We start from the raw sequence: 17068 nt of genomic DNA, 5'->3' as shown, positions 1-17068 counted from the left end.
TCGGTGGGCGGCCATGCCGCGATCGTGCTGGTGGGGAGACCCCGGTCACCTCGACGTCGCGAATCTCACAACTCGGCCCCGGCCCGGCCGTGGACGGCCCCTCGAAACGCGACCGAGACGGCGACGGCTCGCCGGAGCTGCACATACGATGGCATTCGGGAGTTAGAGTCTCATCGACCATTCGCGACCGGCCCCGGCAGGACGGCCGACCGGCCAGCGCGGACGAGCAGGCGGCCAGGCCCCAGGCCGGTCGACCGGAGGAGCCACATGACCATCAACCCGGCCCTCGGGAGCGACCAGGCTCTCGGGAGCGACCAGGCCCGCGACCAGCTGGGCGTCGCCCCTTCTCCCCTGGCCCTGCTGCTGCTCGGCCGCGGCTCGGACCCGGCGAGCGAACGCGGCGTGGACTGCCCAGGGGACCTCCCGCCGGCCGCGGACCCGAACCTCGCCGCCCGTGCCGCCGCCGCGAAGGCGGCCCTCGGCGACCGGGTGTTCATCCTCGGCCACCACTACCAGCGCGACGACGTCATCGCGTTCGCCGACGTCACCGGCGACTCGTTCAAGCTCGCCCAGCAGGCCGCCGCCCGCCCGCAGGCCGACACGATCATCTTCTGCGGCGTGCACTTCATGGCCGAGAGCGCCGACATCCTCACCGGCCCGCACCAGCGGGTCATCCTGCCAGACCTGGCCGCCGGCTGTTCGATGGCCGACATGGCCACCGCCGAGCAGGTCGAGCAGGCCTGGGACGACCTGCTCGACGCCGGCGTCGCCGCGGACACCGTGCCGGTGAGCTACATGAACTCCTCGGCCGCGATCAAGGCGTTCACCGGCCGCCACGACGGCACGATCTGCACCTCGTCGAACGCGCGGCGCGCGCTGGAATGGGCCTTCGGCGAACGGGGTGGCGCGCGGGTGCTGTTCCTGCCCGACCAGCACCTGGGCCGCAACACCGCGATCGACGAACTCGGGATGACGGCGGCGGACTGCGTCGTCTACGACCCGCGCAGGCCTGGCGGCGGGCTCACCCACCGCCAGCTCCGCGAGGCGAAGATGATCCTCTGGCGCGGGCACTGCTCGGTGCACGGGCGCTTCACCCGGGCCAGCGTCGACGAGGTGCGCGCCCGGGTCCCCGGCGTCACTGTGCTGGTGCACCCGGAGTGCCAGCGCGAGGTCGTCACCGCCGCGGACCTCGTCGGCTCGACGGAGTACATCATCTCGGTCGTCGACGCCGCGCCGGCGGGCTCGGCGTTCGCGGTGGGCACCGAACTGAACCTCGTGCGTCGGCTGGCCATCCGCCACCCCGACAAGACGATCGTGTTCCTGGACCGTACGGTGTGTTTCTGCTCCACCATGAACCGGATCGACATGCCGCACCTCGTCTGGGCGCTGGAGGCGCTCGCCCGCGGTGAGACGGTCAACCAGATCGCGGTCGACCCGGACGTGGCCACCTTTGCCCGGAAGGCACTCGATCAGATGTTGGCTCTGCCCTGATGGCCCTGCTCAAACGGCGCGGGGGCGCCGACGCCGAACCGGTCGCCGAGTCGCCCGCCGAGCCGGCGACCGTCGACCAGGCGCCCCGCGCCGGCGGCAAGGGCCGGCCCACCCCGAAGCGCGCCGACGCCCGCGCCGCCCGCGCCACCACCGCGACGAGCGGCAGGGCGACGACGAAGCAGGAGGCGCGGTCCGCCCGGCGCCGGCAGAGCCAGGACTACCGGGCGGCGATGATGTCCGGCGACGTCAGCAGGCTGCCGCCGCGCGAGCGTGCGCCGGAGCGGGTCCTCGCCCGGGACTTCGTCGACGCCAGGATCAACATCGGCCCGTTCTTCCTGATCGCCGCGGTGCTCTACTTCGTCGGCGGGCTGGTGCCGATCGGCCCCGTGCGCCTCGCCGCGACGGTGCTGATGCTGCTCGGGATCGTGGCGGTGGTGGTCGACTCGATCGTGCTGTCCCAGCAGGTCAGCCGCCGCGTCGCCGGGCGCTACCCGGACTCCCGGGTCCGGGTGCGGGCCTATGCGGCCCAGCGGGCGCTGCTCCCACGGCGCTGGCGCCTGCCCCGCCCGCGCGTGTCACGCGCCGACCCCAGGCCGTAGCCCGTACGGGGTGGCATCGGCCCTCGACGCCCACACCTCGGCCTCGCGGTACCTGCGGCCTCCGCCGCAGGTACCGCCCGCGGCGCCCAGGGCCCGCTCCGCGCGACGCCGGGTCCTGAACCTCTCCCCCGAGGAGGCGGCCATGCACCACGATCCGGCGCTCTTCCTGAGGCTCGTCCGCGAACAGGTCCAGGATCCGGAGAACATCCTCGGGGAGAACGTGGCCTGGGTTGCCGGCCGTGTCCTCGGTACCGACAGCGTGGTGATGCTGTACCGAGAAGGAGCCGACGGTCCGGTCATCGGCAGGCACTACCTGGTCCCCGAGCTTGCTTCGATGTTCGATGCGAACGTGGCCACGGAGGAACTCGCGCGGATCGTCTTCGTCGACGAGATCACCGATCCGAGTGGACCTGGCCGACAGCTGGCGGTCGACTGGGCGGACGGGCTGGTTCCAGACCCGTCCGCCGTCACCTGGTGGACCTGAACGCCCCTCCCCGAGACGTACCGCGCCGCGCCGGATCCGCGACATCACTCGGCGGCGGGCAGCCGGGCAGGGCCCGGCCCGTGGCGGGTCGGGCCGGGCAGGCCATAGGTTTGTCGCTGTGAAGCATCGACGCCTGGGCCGCAGCGGCCTGTCGGTCAGCGAGATCTCCTACGGCAACTGGATCACCCATGGTGACCAGATCGAGGCGGAGGTTGCGACGTCCTGCGTGCGCACCGCGTTCGACGAGGGCATCACGACCTTCGACACCGCGGACGTGTACGCGGGCACCCGCGCGGAGAGTGTCCTCGGGGATGCCCTGCGGGGTGTCCGCCGCGAGTCCTACGAGCTGTTCACCAAGGTTTTCTGGCCAACCGGCCCCGGGGAGAACGATCGCGGGCTCGGCCGCAAGCACATCATCGAGTCCGCGCACGCCTCCCTGCGCCGGCTGCAGACCGACCACCTCGACCTGTACCAGGCGCACCGTTACGACGAGACGGTGCCGCTGGAGGAGACCCTGCGGGCCTTCGAGGACCTGGTCCGCGCCGGGAAGGTGCTCTACGTCGGGGTGTCGGAATGGTCCGCCGCGCAGATCGCCGACGCCGTCCGGATCGCCGGTGAGCTCGGTTTCGACCGGATCATCTCCAACCAGCCGCAGTACTCGATGCTGGTGCGCACGATCGAGGCCGAGGTCGTGCCGACCAGCGAGAAGGCGGGCATCTCGCAGATCGTCTGGTCGCCGATCGCGCAGGGCGTGCTCACCGGCAAGTACCTGCCCGGCCAGCCGCCGCCCGGCGGCAGCCGCGCCACCGGCGGCACCGGCGCCGGGTTCATCTCCAGGCTGCTGCGCGACGACGTGCTCACCGCGGTACAGGAGCTGCGCCCGATCGCCGCGGACGCCGGCCTGTCCATGGCCCAGCTCGCCGTCGCCTGGGTGCTCCAGAACGACAACGTCGCCTCGGCGATCATCGGCGCGTCCCGCCCCGAGCAGGTCACGGAGAACGTGAAGGCCGCCGGCGTCACCCTCGACCCGGCGCTGCTGGCCCGGATCGACACGGTGCTCGCGGACGTGATCACCCGGGGCTGACGCACCCGGGGATGGCCTCGACCGGGCGGTTCTCGGCGCCGAACGCGGCGGCGAGGGCCGCCCAGGTCCGGTCCAGGTCGGAGCCGGGCAGGTAGCGGCCGTCCAGTTCGAGGATGACCGCGCCGTGCGCGGCGGCCCACAGCGCCTGGGCGACGTACGGATCACCCGTAGCCCGGTAGAACGGCTCGCCCGCCCACGCCTCCACCCCGGGGGTCAGCTCGCCGCGTGGCATCGAGGCGGCGGTGGCGAGCCGGTAGAGGTTCGGGCGCCCCGTCGCGAACCGGCGGTAGGCGGTGAGCAGGTCGCCCACCACCCCGGGCGGGGCCGCCCGGTCGATGACCCCGTGCAGCGCGTCGCCGAACTCGACGAGGCCCGCGTCGACGAGCCTGACCTCCAGCTGCGTCTTGCCGGCGAGGTGCTTGTACAGCGACGGCGCGCGAATGCCGAGCACCTCCCCGACGCGGCGCATCGTCAGCGCCGCCGCGCCCTCGGACTCCAGCACCTCCCGGGCGACCGCGACGATCTCGGCGACCCGCGGCGAGGGCGCCGCCAGCACCGGGCGCGGCGCCACCCGGGCCAGCGGCAGCGCGCCCGCCGGCACGGCCACCGGCGCCGGCACGGGCCCCACCGAGCCGTCAGCGCCGCCGCGGCCGCGATCGGCGTCGGTACGGCCGTGATCGGCGTCGGTGCCGCCATCGGTGTGTCGGACGGTCATCGCTCGCTGAGGGCGAAGACTGGGTGGCGGGGGGCGACCCGCGCGATCTCCTCGTCGGACGAGTCGGGCCCGACGCCGTCGAAGAACACGCCGACCTCCGCCTTCCACCGCTTCAGGTAGGCGCGCAGGATGGCGACGCTGTCCGCGGGTGGAACCTCGCTGGCCTGGTAGTGGGTGCGGGACCGGCCGCGCAGCAGGAAGAGCTCGCCGTCGGCGGCGCGCACGTTGCGTACCCACTGGCCGTGCCCACGGGGGGAGACGAGGTACTGGCGGTCCTCGAAGCTCAGCAGGTTGACCGGGGTCCGCCGCGGTTCGCCGCTGGTGCGTCCGCGCACCTCCAGCACCCGGCTGCCCAGCACGCTCACGCCGCTGCGGGTCAGCACGGCGACGAGGCGGTTGAACACGTTGCGGGTGAACCAGCCCGGCGCACGGTAGTGCGCGCCCACCGGCCGGGCCGGGTGCTCGCTGGCCTGGTCGTCGGCGATGTTGTTCTGGTCGGTCATGATCCGGTACCTCCCTGACGGACACACAGCCGGCTAACGTCGTTAGCCACACGGCTAGCTAACAACGTTAGCCACACTCTCGTCAAGCCCGACCGCCGCCGGGGCGGCGGCGGCGTCAGGTCACCGGGCGAAGGCTCATCGGGCCGTACACCCGCCGACCGGCCTCCAGCAGCGTCACCTGGACGACTCCCCCCTCGAGCAGCTCGCGGTAGGTCTCGCCGATCCACGTCTCGGCGTCGCCCTGGCTGGTGAACGACTCCGAGCCGGCCGCACCGGCGATCGTCGCCGCCGAGCCGTCGTCGCCCTCGTAGCGCCAGGTCCACGTCATGCGTACGTCCCATCGCCGGGCGGCACACCGGGCGGCACACCGCGACTGCCCGGCCGGTCGGCCGGTGGCACCATCCAACCGTGTGCCTGCCGGCGGCGGCGCATCCGGCGATCAGCCGACCTGTTCGCGGTGTCGCGCCAGAGCCGAACCGGCGCCGCGGGCCAGCCGAGCGGACCGGCCCCCGGAAGTCCGACGCCACTGGCGCAGGCGGGGAGAACCAGGCCAGGATGTCCCCAACGCCGGTAATCTCGCGCCCGAATGGGCGACGGACATCCGAGCGCCATGACCGCCCAGAAACCCTGACCAGTCGGAGGATCGACCCGCGTGGGAACGACCGTCTACAACGCCGCCGCCCTCGCCGCCGAGTCGGCGGAGCACGACCCGCCGTTGGCCTGGTGGGCCGCGGTGATCGTCACCTTCGTGGCAATCTTCCTGCTCGCGGGCGTGCTCGCGCTGATGACCCGCTGGGAGCGCAATCGACACCCGCACGGGTGAACCCCGTCCCCCGGACCCGGCCGACCGGCGCCGAGCGCCGCAGCGCCGGGGTGGATGACCGTGGCGCGCGAGGTAGCCGCGCCCCGCGGGGTGGGCGCGCGGTGCGGCCGGCCGCGCGGTGAAGGTCACACTGCTCGGCACCGGTTCGGCCGACGGCTGGCCCAACCCGTGGTGTGACTGCGCGTCCTGCGCGTGGGCGCGCGACCACGAGGTCCGCGGGCAGACCGCCGTGCTCGTCGATGACACGCTGCTGCTCGACTGCGGCCCGGACGTGCCGCGCACCGCCGCCCGCCTCGGGGTCAGGCTGTCCGGGCTGCGCCACCTGCTGGTCAGCCATGCCCACCCGGACCACCTCGGCCCGGAGAGCCTGATGTGGCGGTCCTGGTCGTCCGCGGCGGCCCGGCCGCTCGACGTGGTCGCCCCGCCGGCTGCCCTCGCGATGTGCCGCGCGTTCCTGACCCGTTGGGAGGGCACCGACCCGACCCGCGACGGATCCCCCCTGCGGTTCCTACCCGCGCTGGCGGACGCGGCCGCGCCGAGCGGGTCGAATCCGGGCGCGGGCCTCCTTCATCTCGGCCCGGATGAGGCGCGTTACGTCGTGCGGCCGCTCGCGGCGCGCCACGGTGACGCGGACATCGGCCCGGCGGTCCTCTACGACGTGACCACCCCGGACGGCGGCCGGCTGCTGTACGGCTGCGACACCGGCGCGCCGCTGCCCGCGGCCACCCTCGACGCGGTGGCCGGCCGGGCGTACGACGTGGTGCTGCTGGAGGAGAACAACGGCGACCGCCCCGGCTTCGGCGAGCACCTCGACCTCGCCACCTTCGCCGAACTCGTCGCCGAGCTGCGCCGCCGCGGCGCCGTCGTGCCCGGCACCCGGGTCCTCGCCGTGCACCTGAGCCACCGCAATCCCCCCGGCGACGTGCTGACCCACCGCCTCGCCCAGGCTGGCGCGTCGGCCCCGGCCGACGGCGACACCTTCGACGTCACGCCGCTGGCCACACCCAGCCCGACAGCGACACCCAGCCCGACAGCGACGCCGGCGCCGGTCTCGGCGGCACCCCTTCGCGTGCTGATCACCGGTGGGGCGCGGTCGGGGAAGTCCGCGGAGGCGGAGCGGCGGCTGCTCGCCGAACCCGAGGTCGTCTACGTCGCGACCTCGATGCCGCCGGACCCGAGTGACCAGGAGTGGTCGGCGCGGATTGCGACACACCGCGACCGGCGCCCGCCGTCCTGGATCACCCTGGAGACCCGCGACCTGGTGCCGCTGCTGCGCGAGCCAGGGCCGCCGCTGCTCATCGACGACATCGGCCTGTGGGTCGCCGCCCTGCTCGACGACCCCGGCGAACTGGCCGCCCGCACGGCCGAGCTGGTCGAGGCCTGGCGGTTCGCCGCCCGCACGGTCGTCGCGGTGACCAACGAGGTCGGCTCCGGCGTCGTCCCGGCGACCCCGGCCGGACGCCAGTTCCGCGACGCGCTCGGCCGCGCCAACGCCGCCCTCGCCGCTACCGCCGACGAGGTCTGGCACCTCGTCGCCGGCATCCCGATACCGCTGCGCCGCGCGGAGCCGGCCCGAAACGGACGGCCCGGGAATGTCGGCGCCGCGGGGGAGACAGGCTCGATGTCTCTTCTGTAGGGACGATCAGTCGGCGAACCCCGCGGAAGAGACAGGTCGGCCGTCTCCCAGGCACGCCTTCGGTGCGCCTTCACGGCCAGCCACGCCGGTGCCTCAGTGCGCCAACGTGCGCTGACGCCCCTCCGATGAAGAGAGGAGGGCAACAGGTGAATACGGCCAGTAATTTGGCCTGCCGGTAAATGTGAGAAAAGTCCCAGGGTTTTGTGGCTCTTTCGGTTTGCTACTCATCAAGATGTACGACAAAAGTCCTGCTCAGAAGTAGATCCAACTCGCCGAACTTCACTAGACCGTGGTCGGCGTACCACACTGGAAGATAGCTCGCTGCGACGATCCAGGATGTCCAATATGATCTTCGTAAATAATCTTGTTTGTTAGGTCTCCAGCCTGCGCCATCTCTGGCAAACTCCCGAATGCGAGGAACTATCCACACCACTTACCGTTCGTATCTACAGAGGGGATTTTGATGAGAAGTCCGCGTCTTCGGATGTGTGGAGCGATGGTGGGTGCGCTGGCTCTCTGCGGAGGCGGCCTGGCGCTCGCTTCCCCCCGCGGTCGCTAATGCTCCAGCCAGCCAGATCCCGGCGACCGCGACGGCGAACGATCAGGCCGTCGCCGGTTCACTCAAGAGCCCGCTCGCGGACCGCGTCGCTGCGCAGCTCCGACTGGCCCGGGGAGGCGTGAAGATCAGTCCGAACGAGATCTCCTGGGATGATGGGAAGGTCGTAATGGTCTTTCCCCTGGACGGTGAGGCCGTGGCGCTCGCATCGAGTAGCGCCGTTGTGGATGGAGGGGCGTCGACCCAGGCCATCCATGGATGCCCCACCCAGTACTTGGGCGCAGAATACTACTGCTTCTACGCGGACGGTAACTACGGCGGACGGCGCCTTCAGTTCAAGGACCATCCGCAGATCATAAACTTCACCAATTATGGATTCGACAATCAGGCGTCATCATGGGTCAACGGAGGTGGCGCGGACATCTATGTGTATGACGGGTACGACCCCTACGCGTCCTCGTCGATCTGGATCGAGTTTCCGCACAGTCAGTCTTCTCTCGTTGCGGCCGGAAACAACGATCGGGCGTCCAGCTTTCGGGCAATTTGAGTCCATCCGTCGGACCTGACGGAGACTCTGTGTACGCCACTGCTTGATGTGGTGAAAGACCTGTGAACAGGGCTGGTGGGCGGGCATGCCGTCCGGTCCACCAGCCCTGTTGTTCACCGTGGGGGTTCGGTGTCGTCGGTGTGGGCGGCGGTCAGGTAGGAGGTGTAGGAGATGACGGCGGGAATGGAGACGTCGAGGGCGCCGGCGGTGGTGGTAAGTGTCTGTTCCTGGCCGAGAAGACGTCCGTCGGTCGGGTTGATGAGCAGGGCATAGCGGGTGGGTAGCCCGGACATGGCGCTGTCGACGGCGACCGCGAGGGCGGGGCGGCCGGCGCGGTCGACGGTGTGGCCCTGAAGGTGCAGGCCTGGGGTGGTGGCGAGGATGTCGAGGAGGGCGGCTCGCACTGGGGCGGGCGGGGTCTGTTCGCGGTAGAGGTCGGCGATGGCGACCAAGGTTTCGGCAGGGCCGTTGCTGGCTGGATGACCGGTGGCCAGAAGGGCTGCCAGCTCGGCCGTGCTCGTAGGCAAATTCGTCGGGTACATGGCATCCAGGGCTCCGGCCGGGAAGGTCTCGTCAGCGGGATCGGCTGTGGGACGTCCCTCTTTCTCCCAGTCCTGCCGCGCCTGCTCGGAGGGGAACTGCGGCGTGCCCGAGGTGGTTCGGATGCGCCCGGAGCCCTCGGAAGCGCGCCAGACCTCACGGATCTCGGGTACCACAGCGGAACGGACTTGGCGTCCGTCGATCCGTGTGGACAGGTCCCAACTCTGCGTACGCACGTACTGATAGCCAGCGCTCCGCGCCGGGGTGTCGGTTACGCGAACGCGACTAGCGACTGCCAGCAGCGCATCCCGGGCGGTGCCGGGCTCCGCCTGGTAGGTCAGCGGTGGGGGCGTGGCTGCCTGGGCCAGCGACGGGGCGCCCCCGCCCGGTAGGCCGAGCTGGGTCACGACGATCGCGACCAGCACGGCGGCCACTCCCACCGGCACCAACCACAGCGCGCGCGACCGTCGGCGGACGCCGTCTCCATGGCGTCGGCCGCCCCGACCCGTGTCCCCGGCGGTGTCAAGGATATGGGCAAGGACGGCTGTCCGATCGGCGATGACGGCGTCGCCCATGCTCTGCGCCGGGTCGTGGCCGTCCAGGATGCCGCGTACCTTCCGAACGTCGCCGATCATGATGCCTCCTCAGCGGTAGAGAGCGGATGATCAGGGATCGTCGGCGCCGCAGCTCCCGAGGTCAGCCGGTCCTGCAGACGTCGCCGGGCACGATGCAGGCGGACCGACGCCGTGCTCGCCCGTATTCCCAGGACCTGGGCCGCCTCTCGGACGCTCAGCCCATCCCAGCCGATGAGCGTGAGCAGCTCCCGGTCGGCGACGGACAACAGTCCAAGGGCGGCGCGCACGGCATCCCGTTCGGCCAGCGTCTCGGCCGGGCTTCCTTCCACGAATACCGCATGCTCGCCTACGGCGAGTTGCAGCCGGCGCAGACGCGTCTCGCCGCGGCGCTGGTTCGCCACCACCCGGCGAGCGACCCCCAGCAGCCAGGGCAACGGCGGATCAGGCACCTCGGACAACCGCCGCCACGCGGTCATGAACGTCTCGGCGACCACATCACCGGCCGCGTGCCCAGGAACCTCCCGCAGCGCATAGCGCAACACCGGGGCGTATTGGGCCTCGTACAGCGCAGTGAACTCCCCCCGTGCATCATCATCGATCCGCACCACGTCTCCCCTCAGGTCCCTGCCCAGAGGATGTCCGGCACCCCCCCGTTCCTTACACACCACTCGACGAGGGTGGTGGGCGATCGACAGCAGGGAACGCGGAGCGCGCCGGTGTCGTGGATTTTCGGTCGGCACTGCGGGTGCACCGGATCGGGGCCCCTGGGGGCTCCGATCCGGTGTGAGAGGCGAGTCGTGCCGGTGGGTTGAGGAGCCGTCCGGAGGGGTCTACAGCCCGCCTGAGCGGCGCCAGCATCCACCGGAGCCCCCTCCGAGTAGTGGCTGAGCCCCTTTGCTGGCTCCCAAGTGTCAGTTGCGGATTCCCTGACCGCCGGCCCTCGCGGGGCCCGTTCCGGCCGCCGGTTGGGGTGTCTGTGAAGCAGTGCCGCTCAGCACCCATCCACACGCGCCGGGTGCGGGTTCAGATCTCGAGGTCGTAGCGGAACAGCCCGGCGGAGCAGGCCACGATGATGGCCCGGCCGAGGTCCGCGGGCAGCCAGACGCCGGCCCGGGCCGCTCCGTCGAAACGCGTCATGGTCAGGGGACGCCAGCTCGCGGCGTCCCAGATCCGCATCGTTCCGTCGCCGCCCATGGTCGCCAGCAGCGCGCCGTCCGGGGAGAACTGGGCGTCGCGCACGGTGTGGCCGTGGCCGCCAAGGGTGGCGACGGGACCGCCGTCCTCGACCCGCCAGATCCGTACGGTGTGGTCCGCTCCCGCGCTGGCCAGCAGGCGGCCGTCCGGGGAGAACACGAGGCCGAGGACGTTGTCGGTGTGCCCGGCCAGCTCGCGGACGCGGGCCGCGGCCGGCGTCCGGGGCGGTCGGGTCCCGGTCGACGGTGTTTCGCCCCACTGCCGCGGATCCCACAGCGTGATGGTGCGGTCCTCGCCGCCGGTGGCGACCCAGCGACCGTCCGGGCTGACCGCGCACGCCAGGGCCTGTCCCCAGGACCGCGGACCGGCCGGGCCCACCGCGGGCGGCAGCGGCATTCCGGTCGCCGCCGACCATCGCCGCACCGTGCCGTCCGCGCAGGCGCCGACGACCCAGCCGCCCGTCGGGTCGACCGCGAAGGCCTTGATCTCCGAGTCCGCCGTCATCGTCGCGCCGACCTCGCCACGCTCCGGGTCCCAGCGGATCAGCTCGGCGGGTTCGCCGGGGAGGACGGCCCAGGACGAGTCGGGGGCGACGGCGGCGCCGCGCGCCATGGCGACCGAGCCGCGGTGGGTGATCCCGGTCGGTTCGCCGCCGTCGACCGTCCAGGCCGCGGCGGTGCCGTCGTCGGAGTAGGCGACGACCAACGGCCGGCCAGGCCGGCCCGGATGAGCGCCGCGGACGACGACGGCGCCGCGCATCTGCGCGTCGCGGCCGGCCGCCGGCGGCTTGGGCAGGCCGACGTCGGTGTCCCAGAGCCGGATCGTGCCGTAGCGGGCGGCGGCGGCCACCCAGCTGCCGTCCGACGACAGGACGCACCGGCGGCTGCCCACGCCACCGGAGAGGTCCGCGCGGTGCGACTCGTCCCGCAGGTCCCACAGCCGCAGCGCGCCCTCCCAGCTCGTCGTGACCAGCAGCCGGCCGTCCCGGGCGACGGCGGCGCCGCGGATCGGCCCGGCCGGGTCGCGGATCAGGCCGAGCTGGCGGCCGGACGCGGTCGACCACCGGCGGAACGTGCCGTCCGAACCGGAGGACCCGAGCCAGGCGGCGTCCGGCGGGCTGGACAGCGACAGCACCGCACCGGCATGCCCGGCCAGTTCCAGCACCGGCCGGCCCGTCGCGGGCTCGCGCAGGCTGATCACGCCATCGTCTCCCCCGACGGCGATCCACATTGACGTCACCAGGCAGCACCGCAGGGCCGCGGCGCCGATGGTGACGTCGAGGACAGGCGTGCCGTCGCCGAGGTCCCAGCCCCGCAGGACGCCGGCGGCGCCGCCGGCGCCCCCCCGGGCGCCGGCCGGGGCGCCCGCGCCGGCGGGGGCCGCGCCGCCGGCGCCCCGCAGCACGCGGCCCGGCACCGGCGCGTCGTCCTCGGTGGACGGAACATGCCACAGCCGCAGCGTGCCGTCGGCCCCCGCGGAGGCGGCGACCCGGCCGTCGGGTGATGTAGCACACCCGTGCACCTCGCCGGTGTGGCCGGTGAGGACCGCCAACTGACGTCCCTGGGGCAGCGCCCAGAACCGGACGGTGCCGTCGTGGCCGGCGGAGACCAGCAGGCCGTCGTCCGGGGACACCGCCAGTCCCTGCACCCAGCCGCGGTGCCCGGTCAGCGTGCGGCGCATCGCGGGGTGCGGCTGGTCGGGCCTCGACCAGCCGTTCACCAGTCGGGGCGTCGGGACATGCCGGGCGAGGGCGAGGCGGGCGGCGGCCAGCTCCGGGGTGCCGTCCAGGCGGCTGAGCAGGACCGCGCCGAGGGCGGCGGGCGGCTCGGTGGGCGCGAGCAGGTGGGCGTTCTGCAGGATCACCCGGCGCAGGCCGGCGAGGACCGGGTCGTCCGGGCGGGCGGCGGCGGCGATCGCGAGATCGGCCTCCAGCGCCACCGGCCCGAGCTGGGGCCGTTCCAGTTTCGCCAGCGTCCAGCGCAGGTCCCCGAGCAGCGCGGCGGCCTCGTCGACCCGGCCGGCTTCGACGAGATGGCTGACCAGGTACGTCCACGCGTAGCCGGCAGCGTCAGCGAGCAGCCACCAGGGCGCGGTGGCGGGCGGCGGCGCGGTGGCGGGCGGCAGCCAGGCGTCTCGCAGGGCGTCGCACAGCACCCCCTCCAGCGCTGCCAGCCGGCTCGGGCCGACCCGGATGCGCAGGTAGGTCCGCAGCACGTCCTGCAACAGCAGGGTCGGCGGGGCCCGCCGGTAGGCGACGACCAGGGAGAGGTCGGCGAACTCCTGGCAGAGGTCGTCCACCTCGTCGCGGTCCAGGTCCCCGGTGGCCGCCCAGTAGGCATCGAGCACCTCCCGGGGGATCGGGACGTCCTCCGGGAACACGGCGAGCTCGAGGTAGCGGTCGAGCCGGTCGCCGGTGAGCAGGCCGAGGCTCGCCGCGAGCGTGGCCTCGACGGCCTCGGTGCGCTGCGCGGCGCGGCTGACGTCGAGCCCGGTGGGGCCGCGGCGCTCCAGCCGGCGCAGGACCCGCTCGACGGCCCGCGCCGAGCTCATCCCGTCCCGGACGTGCCGGACGAGCGCCCGGTTGACCAGGCTGAGCAGCACGGGCCAGCCGCCGGTCACGGCCAGCAGGCGGTCGGCCTGGGCCGGCGTCGGTCCCGGCACGTCCAGCAGGAGCAGCGACAGCGCCTCGGCCGTCGGCATCGCCGGGATCTCGATCGCCCGGGCCCGGGGGGCGAGATCCCGCTGCCGGGTGGTGACGAGCCGGCGGGTGCGGGCGCCACCCTGGAGGAACGGCGCGAGCTGGGAGCGGTACCAGACGTCGTCGACGACGAGCAGCCGGCGTTCGTCGCCGAGCAGGGTGCCGAGGTGGAAGCCGGCCTGTTCCGGGTCGGACAGCGCCGGTCGGGCGCCGGACAGCGCCTCGCTCAGGTCGTTGATCCGGTCGGCGAGCTGGGCGCCGCCCAGCGACTCCCCGACGGTGACCCACAGCAGGCCATCGGGAAACCGCTCCGCGATCTCCGGCCGCCGGCAGACATCCCGCGTCAGCGTGGTCTTGCCGATGCCGCCGGTGCCGTGCAGCACGACGGTCCCAGCGGGCGTCCCCGTCACCTCCGCGAGCACGGCTTCGGCAAGCTCCGGACGGGGCACGAGACCGCCCCGGTCGGCCGGCAGCATCCAGGGCACGGCGGGCCAGGCCGCGGCGCCGGCCGCACCGCCCCGCCCTACACCGGCCTGACCGGCACCGATCCGGCCAGCGGCGCCGCGGTCGTGCTGTGCGGCGGCGCGGCGCTGGGTCTCGCGCAGCTTGACCAGGGCGTCGAGGACGGCGGTCGTCAGGTCACCGGCGCCGCGGAAGTCCGCGGTGATGAGGCCGGAGTCGCGCAGCCGGTCGCGAAAGGCCCGCTGCCGGGCGGCGTACGTCTCGTCGACGAACTCGCCGAAGGGAACCTCGGCGTTGTAGTCGAGCAGGAACACCAGCCGGGGTATCCCGGCCGCCGTCGCGGCCTCGAACTCCAGCTCGGTGTGGGACACGTCGGGCTGGCCGGGCACCGGCGAGCCGTACCGGAAGCCGATGAGCCCCAGGTACACGTCGGACGCGGCGACGGTGCGGACGCAGAACTCGGCCGGGTCGGCGTCCTGGGCGCCGAAGTACGCCATGTCGATGACCCGGTCCCCGGCGAGCGCGACGGCCCGCTCGGCGGCGGCGACGAACGAGCGTTCCCGGGGGAAGCGGCGCAGCTCGGCGGTGTGGCTCAGGAAGATCCTCCGGGCGCCGGACACCGGCGGCTCGCCGTCCGGTGACGCGGGTCGACGTGGTCCGAGGGACCGCGACGCGTCCGCCGGATTGGCCACATCCGGCAACGTATCCGATTCGTTCTGCGATGCGCAGTTCACGCCCGCGGTCGCGTGGAGCCGCCGGAGGGTGGCAGTGCCACGGTCGGCTGCCGGGACGGGTGCCGGAGCCGCGCGGGCCATCAGGTAGTAAGGACCTCGTGGATTCCCATGACACGGCCGATGCCGTACTCGCCATTCCGGCGCTGGACGCCGACGCGATGGCGGCGGCGCGGCGCCGCCAGGCCCAGCTGACCAAGCCGCCGGGCGCGCTCGGCCGGCTCGAGGAGCTGTCGATCTGGCTCGCCGGGGTGCAGGGCGCCTGCCCGCCGCGCCCGTTCGCCCGGATCCGCGCGGTCGTGGTCGCCGGCGACCACGGCATCGCCAGGATCGGCGTGTCCGCCTTCCCCAGCGACGTCACCGCGCAGATGGTGGCGAACTTCGCCGCCGGCGGGGCGGCGGTGAACGTGCTCGCCCGCCAGGTCGACGCGAGCGTGCGGGTCGTCGACGTGTCCGTGGACGCCCCGGAGCCGACCGCGCCCGGCGGGGTCGACGGGCAGGCGCCGCCGGAGCGCTACCGGGTGCGCCGTTCCAGCGGGCGCATCGACCGGGAGGACGCGCTGTCCGTGGACGAGGCGGAGCGCGCCTTCACCGTCGGCAAGCTCGTCGCCGACGAGGAGATCGACGCGGGCGCCGACCTGCTCGTCCCCGGCGAGATGGGGATCGGCAACACGACGCCCGCGGCGACGATCGTCGCGCTGCTGTGCGACCGCGAACCGATCGAGGTCGTCGGCCGGGGCACCGGCATCGACGACGAGCGTTGGATGGTCAAGACCGCCGCGATCCGCGACGCGATGCGCCGCGGCCGGCCGTTCGCCAGCAACGCCGCGTCGATGCTGCGGGTCGTCGGCGGCGCGGACCTGTTCGCCCTGGCGGGCCTGCTGGTGCAGGCGGCCGCGCGGCGCACCCCGGTGATCCTCGACGGGGTGATCGTCTGCGCGGCGGCGCTGGCCGCGGAGCGGATCGCCCCGGGCGCGCGGGACTGGTGGGTCGCCGGCACCCGCTCCCCCGAACCCGCGCAGGCGCTCGCCCTCGACTCCCTCGGCCTGACCCCGCTGCTCGACGCCGGCCTGCGCCTCGGCGAGGGCACCGGCGCGCTGCTCGCCGTGCCGATCGTGCGGGCCGCGCAGGCGACGCTCGCCGAGATGGCGACCTTCGACCAGGCGGGCGTCAGCGGGAAGTCCACGGACATCGACGACGACCCGGACACCGGCCCGGATGACATCACCTGATGCCGGCGCGCGCGTGATGCCGGCGACGCGGACCGCGTTCACGCTGCTCTCGGTGCTGCCGGTGCGCGGGCCGGACCGCCTCGAGCGCCGCGTGGTCGGACGGGCGCTGGCGCTCGCGCCGCTGGTCGGGCTGGTGCTCGGGCTGGTGGCGGCGGTCGTGGTCCTCGGCCTGCGGATCAGCACGGGCACCCCCGGGCATCGCAACCAGACGCTGCTGCCCGCCGCCGTCGGCATCGCCGTGCTGGCGCTCGGCAACCGGGGCCTGCACCTCGACGGGCTGGCCGACCTCGCCGACGGTCTCGGCGCCCGGCACGCCCGGGGCCGGGAACGGGCACTGGAGGTCATGCGCGAGTCGACGGTCGGCGCCTTCGGCGTGATCACCGTCGTGTTCGTCGTGATCATTCAGGTCACCGCGCTGAGCGCGGCGATCACCGTGCACCGCGGCACCGTGTCGCTGCTGGTCGCGGCGATGACCGGCCGGCTCGCGGCCACCCTCGCCTGCACCGGCGGCACCCCCGCGGCGCAGCCCGACGGCCTCGGCGCCCTCGTCGCCGGCTCGGTCCGCGCCCGCGACGCGACGCTCGCGTTCCTCGGCGTCTGCGTGGCGGCGGCGCTGGCCGGGCGCTTCGACTACGACGGCGGCGACACCGCCCGCGCCGTGCGCGGGGTGATGGCCGTGTGCGTCGGGACGATCGTGTCGTACGCGCTGCGGCGCTACGCCGGGCGCCGCCTCGGCGGGCTGACCGGCGACGTCCTCGGCGCCCTCGTCGAGCTGACCACCGCCGCGACGCTGCTGTTCATGGCGATGACGTTCCCGACCCCCGCCCTCACCATCCTCGGCCGCTAGGCCCGTCTTCCGCACATGGGGTTTCGATGTGTTGACCGGCCCGGTTGTCGATCATGGTGGCTGGGTTGGGTCGACGCCGAGGATGTCGAGGAGGTGCTGCTGTAGGTGTGGTGGGCGGGGGATGTAGGCGGGTTGGTTGCCGTGTGCGGGGACGAGGCGCAGCTTGTTCAGGGCGCTGAGGATGAGTGTTGCGGTGGGGCGGGCGGGACGGCCGGCGTAGAGGCCGGGGATTTTCCCGTCGGGGCCGGTGCCGAGCCGGGCTTGGCGTTCGATCAGGCTGAAAATGAGCAGGGCCAGGCAGATCACGTGGATGAGGGCGTGGATGCGCTGGTTGGAGTGCAGGAACATCGG

Annotated in this window: 15 protein-coding genes and 1 pseudogene; 9 read left to right on the top strand and 7 right to left on the bottom strand. The window is 73.2% G+C overall.

Going from position 1 to position 17068, the window contains the following annotated elements; genetic code table 11:
• Window positions 1-267 precede the first annotated feature (267 nt).
• The 4 genes from nadA (at window position 268) to MXD60_RS05345 (ending at window position 3658) form a co-directional block, all read left to right on the top strand.
• Complete coding sequence (nadA, locus tag MXD60_RS05360; protein ID WP_248817842.1) at window positions 268-1491, top strand: quinolinate synthase NadA; 1224 nt, start codon at window positions 268-270, stop codon at window positions 1489-1491.
• Window positions 1491-2090 (top strand): DUF3043 domain-containing protein, encoded by a 600-nt coding sequence (locus MXD60_RS05355; protein WP_248817841.1) that lies wholly within the window; start codon window positions 1491-1493, stop codon window positions 2088-2090. Before nadA ends, MXD60_RS05355 begins: the two co-directional genes overlap by 1 nt.
• A gap of 142 nt (window positions 2091-2232) precedes the next feature.
• Window positions 2233-2574, top strand: coding sequence for a hypothetical protein (locus tag MXD60_RS05350; RefSeq protein ID WP_248817840.1), 342 nt, complete (start codon window positions 2233-2235; stop codon window positions 2572-2574).
• 118 nt (window positions 2575-2692) lie between these two features.
• The gene (locus MXD60_RS05345; protein ID WP_248817839.1) at window positions 2693-3658 is read left to right on the top strand and encodes an aldo/keto reductase family protein; all 966 of its coding nucleotides are present in this window, start codon (window positions 2693-2695) and stop codon (window positions 3656-3658) included.
• On the opposite strand, the gene MXD60_RS05340 is transcribed toward MXD60_RS05345, so the two are convergent.
• The 3 genes from MXD60_RS05340 to MXD60_RS05330 all read right to left on the bottom strand — a co-directional run bounded on the left by MXD60_RS05340 (window position 3645) and on the right by MXD60_RS05330 (window position 5204).
• On the bottom strand, window positions 3645-4373 hold the full coding sequence (locus MXD60_RS05340; RefSeq protein ID WP_308222377.1) for a TetR/AcrR family transcriptional regulator: 729 nt from the start codon (window positions 4371-4373) through the stop codon (window positions 3645-3647). The genes MXD60_RS05345 and MXD60_RS05340 overlap by 14 nt on opposite strands.
• The gene (locus tag MXD60_RS05335; protein WP_248817838.1) at window positions 4370-4876 is read right to left on the bottom strand and encodes a nitroreductase family deazaflavin-dependent oxidoreductase; all 507 of its coding nucleotides are present in this window, start codon (window positions 4874-4876) and stop codon (window positions 4370-4372) included. Before MXD60_RS05335 ends, MXD60_RS05340 begins: the two co-directional genes overlap by 4 nt.
• A 115-nt stretch (window positions 4877-4991) precedes the next feature.
• Window positions 4992-5204, bottom strand: coding sequence for a hypothetical protein (locus MXD60_RS05330; protein WP_248817837.1), 213 nt, complete (start codon window positions 5202-5204; stop codon window positions 4992-4994).
• A gap of 324 nt (window positions 5205-5528) precedes the next feature.
• On the opposite strand from MXD60_RS05330, the gene MXD60_RS05325 reads away from it, so the two are divergent.
• From MXD60_RS05325 to MXD60_RS29285, 3 genes are all read left to right on the top strand, one after another.
• Window positions 5529-5699 carry a hypothetical protein gene (locus MXD60_RS05325; protein ID WP_248817836.1) on the top strand — a complete coding sequence of 57 codons (171 nt, stop codon included), beginning with the start codon at window positions 5529-5531 and terminating at the stop codon, window positions 5697-5699.
• Window positions 5700-5817: 118 nt separating this feature from the next.
• Entirely contained in the window at window positions 5818-7335 is a 1518-nt protein-coding gene (locus tag MXD60_RS05320) for a bifunctional adenosylcobinamide kinase/adenosylcobinamide-phosphate guanylyltransferase (protein WP_248817835.1), read from the top strand.
• Window positions 7336-7838: 503 nt separating this feature from the next.
• Entirely contained in the window at window positions 7839-8438 is a 600-nt protein-coding gene (locus MXD60_RS29285) for a peptidase inhibitor family I36 protein (RefSeq protein ID WP_248817834.1), read from the top strand.
• Window positions 8439-8551: 113 nt separating this feature from the next.
• Here the strand turns inward: MXD60_RS29285 and MXD60_RS05310 are convergent, their stop codons facing one another.
• The 3 genes from MXD60_RS05310 to MXD60_RS05300 form a co-directional block, all read right to left on the bottom strand.
• A complete protein-coding gene (locus MXD60_RS05310; RefSeq protein WP_248817833.1) occupies window positions 8552-9613 on the bottom strand; it encodes a CU044_5270 family protein in 1062 nt (353 codons plus the stop codon).
• Window positions 9610-10158, bottom strand: a complete 549-nt coding sequence (locus MXD60_RS05305; protein ID WP_248817832.1) for an RNA polymerase sigma factor — start codon at window positions 10156-10158, stop codon at window positions 9610-9612. Before MXD60_RS05305 ends, MXD60_RS05310 begins: the two co-directional genes overlap by 4 nt.
• A 418-nt stretch (window positions 10159-10576) precedes the next feature.
• A complete protein-coding gene (locus MXD60_RS05300; protein WP_248817831.1) occupies window positions 10577-14527 on the bottom strand; it encodes a DUF4062 domain-containing protein in 3951 nt (1316 codons plus the stop codon).
• Window positions 14528-14739: 212 nt separating this feature from the next.
• On the opposite strand from MXD60_RS05300, the gene cobT reads away from it, so the two are divergent.
• Together cobT and MXD60_RS05290 are read left to right on the top strand one after the other, a co-directional pair.
• Complete coding sequence (cobT, locus tag MXD60_RS05295) at window positions 14740-15870, top strand: nicotinate-nucleotide--dimethylbenzimidazole phosphoribosyltransferase (protein WP_248817830.1); 1131 nt, start codon at window positions 14740-14742, stop codon at window positions 15868-15870.
• A 16-nt stretch (window positions 15871-15886) separates the two neighbouring features.
• Window positions 15887-16717 carry an adenosylcobinamide-GDP ribazoletransferase gene (locus MXD60_RS05290; RefSeq protein WP_248817829.1) on the top strand — a complete coding sequence of 277 codons (831 nt, stop codon included), beginning with the start codon at window positions 15887-15889 and terminating at the stop codon, window positions 16715-16717.
• 51 nt (window positions 16718-16768) lie between these two features.
• Here MXD60_RS05290 and MXD60_RS05285 read toward each other — a convergent pair.
• Window positions 16769-17068: pseudogene (locus MXD60_RS05285) on the bottom strand (IS1634 family transposase); the annotation flags it as partial.

This window comes from Frankia sp. AgB32 (genome assembly GCF_023243045.1).
Lineage (GTDB): Bacteria > Actinomycetota > Actinomycetes > Frankiales > Frankiaceae > Frankia.
This window is presented reverse-complemented; position numbering and strand designations above follow the sequence as displayed.

Bases quoted from the DNA above. Each gene is read 5' to 3' on its own strand.
- nadA (WP_248817842.1), top strand. From the start codon at position 268: ATGACCATCAACCCGGCCCTCGGGAGCGACCAGGCTCTCGGGAGCGAC.
- MXD60_RS05355 (WP_248817841.1), top strand. From the start codon at position 1,491: ATGGCCCTGCTCAAACGGCGCGGGGGCGCCGACGCCGAACCGGTCGCC.
- MXD60_RS05350 (WP_248817840.1), top strand. From the start codon at position 2,233: ATGCACCACGATCCGGCGCTCTTCCTGAGGCTCGTCCGCGAACAGGTC.
- MXD60_RS05340 (WP_308222377.1), bottom strand. From the start codon at position 4,373: ATGACCGTCCGACACACCGATGGCGGCACCGACGCCGATCACGGCCGT.
- MXD60_RS05335 (WP_248817838.1), bottom strand. From the start codon at position 4,876: ATGACCGACCAGAACAACATCGCCGACGACCAGGCCAGCGAGCACCCG.
- MXD60_RS05330 (WP_248817837.1), bottom strand. From the start codon at position 5,204: ATGACGTGGACCTGGCGCTACGAGGGCGACGACGGCTCGGCGGCGACG.
- MXD60_RS05310 (WP_248817833.1), bottom strand. From the start codon at position 9,613: ATGATCGGCGACGTTCGGAAGGTACGCGGCATCCTGGACGGCCACGAC.
- MXD60_RS05290 (WP_248817829.1), top strand. From the start codon at position 15,887: ATGCCGGCGACGCGGACCGCGTTCACGCTGCTCTCGGTGCTGCCGGTG.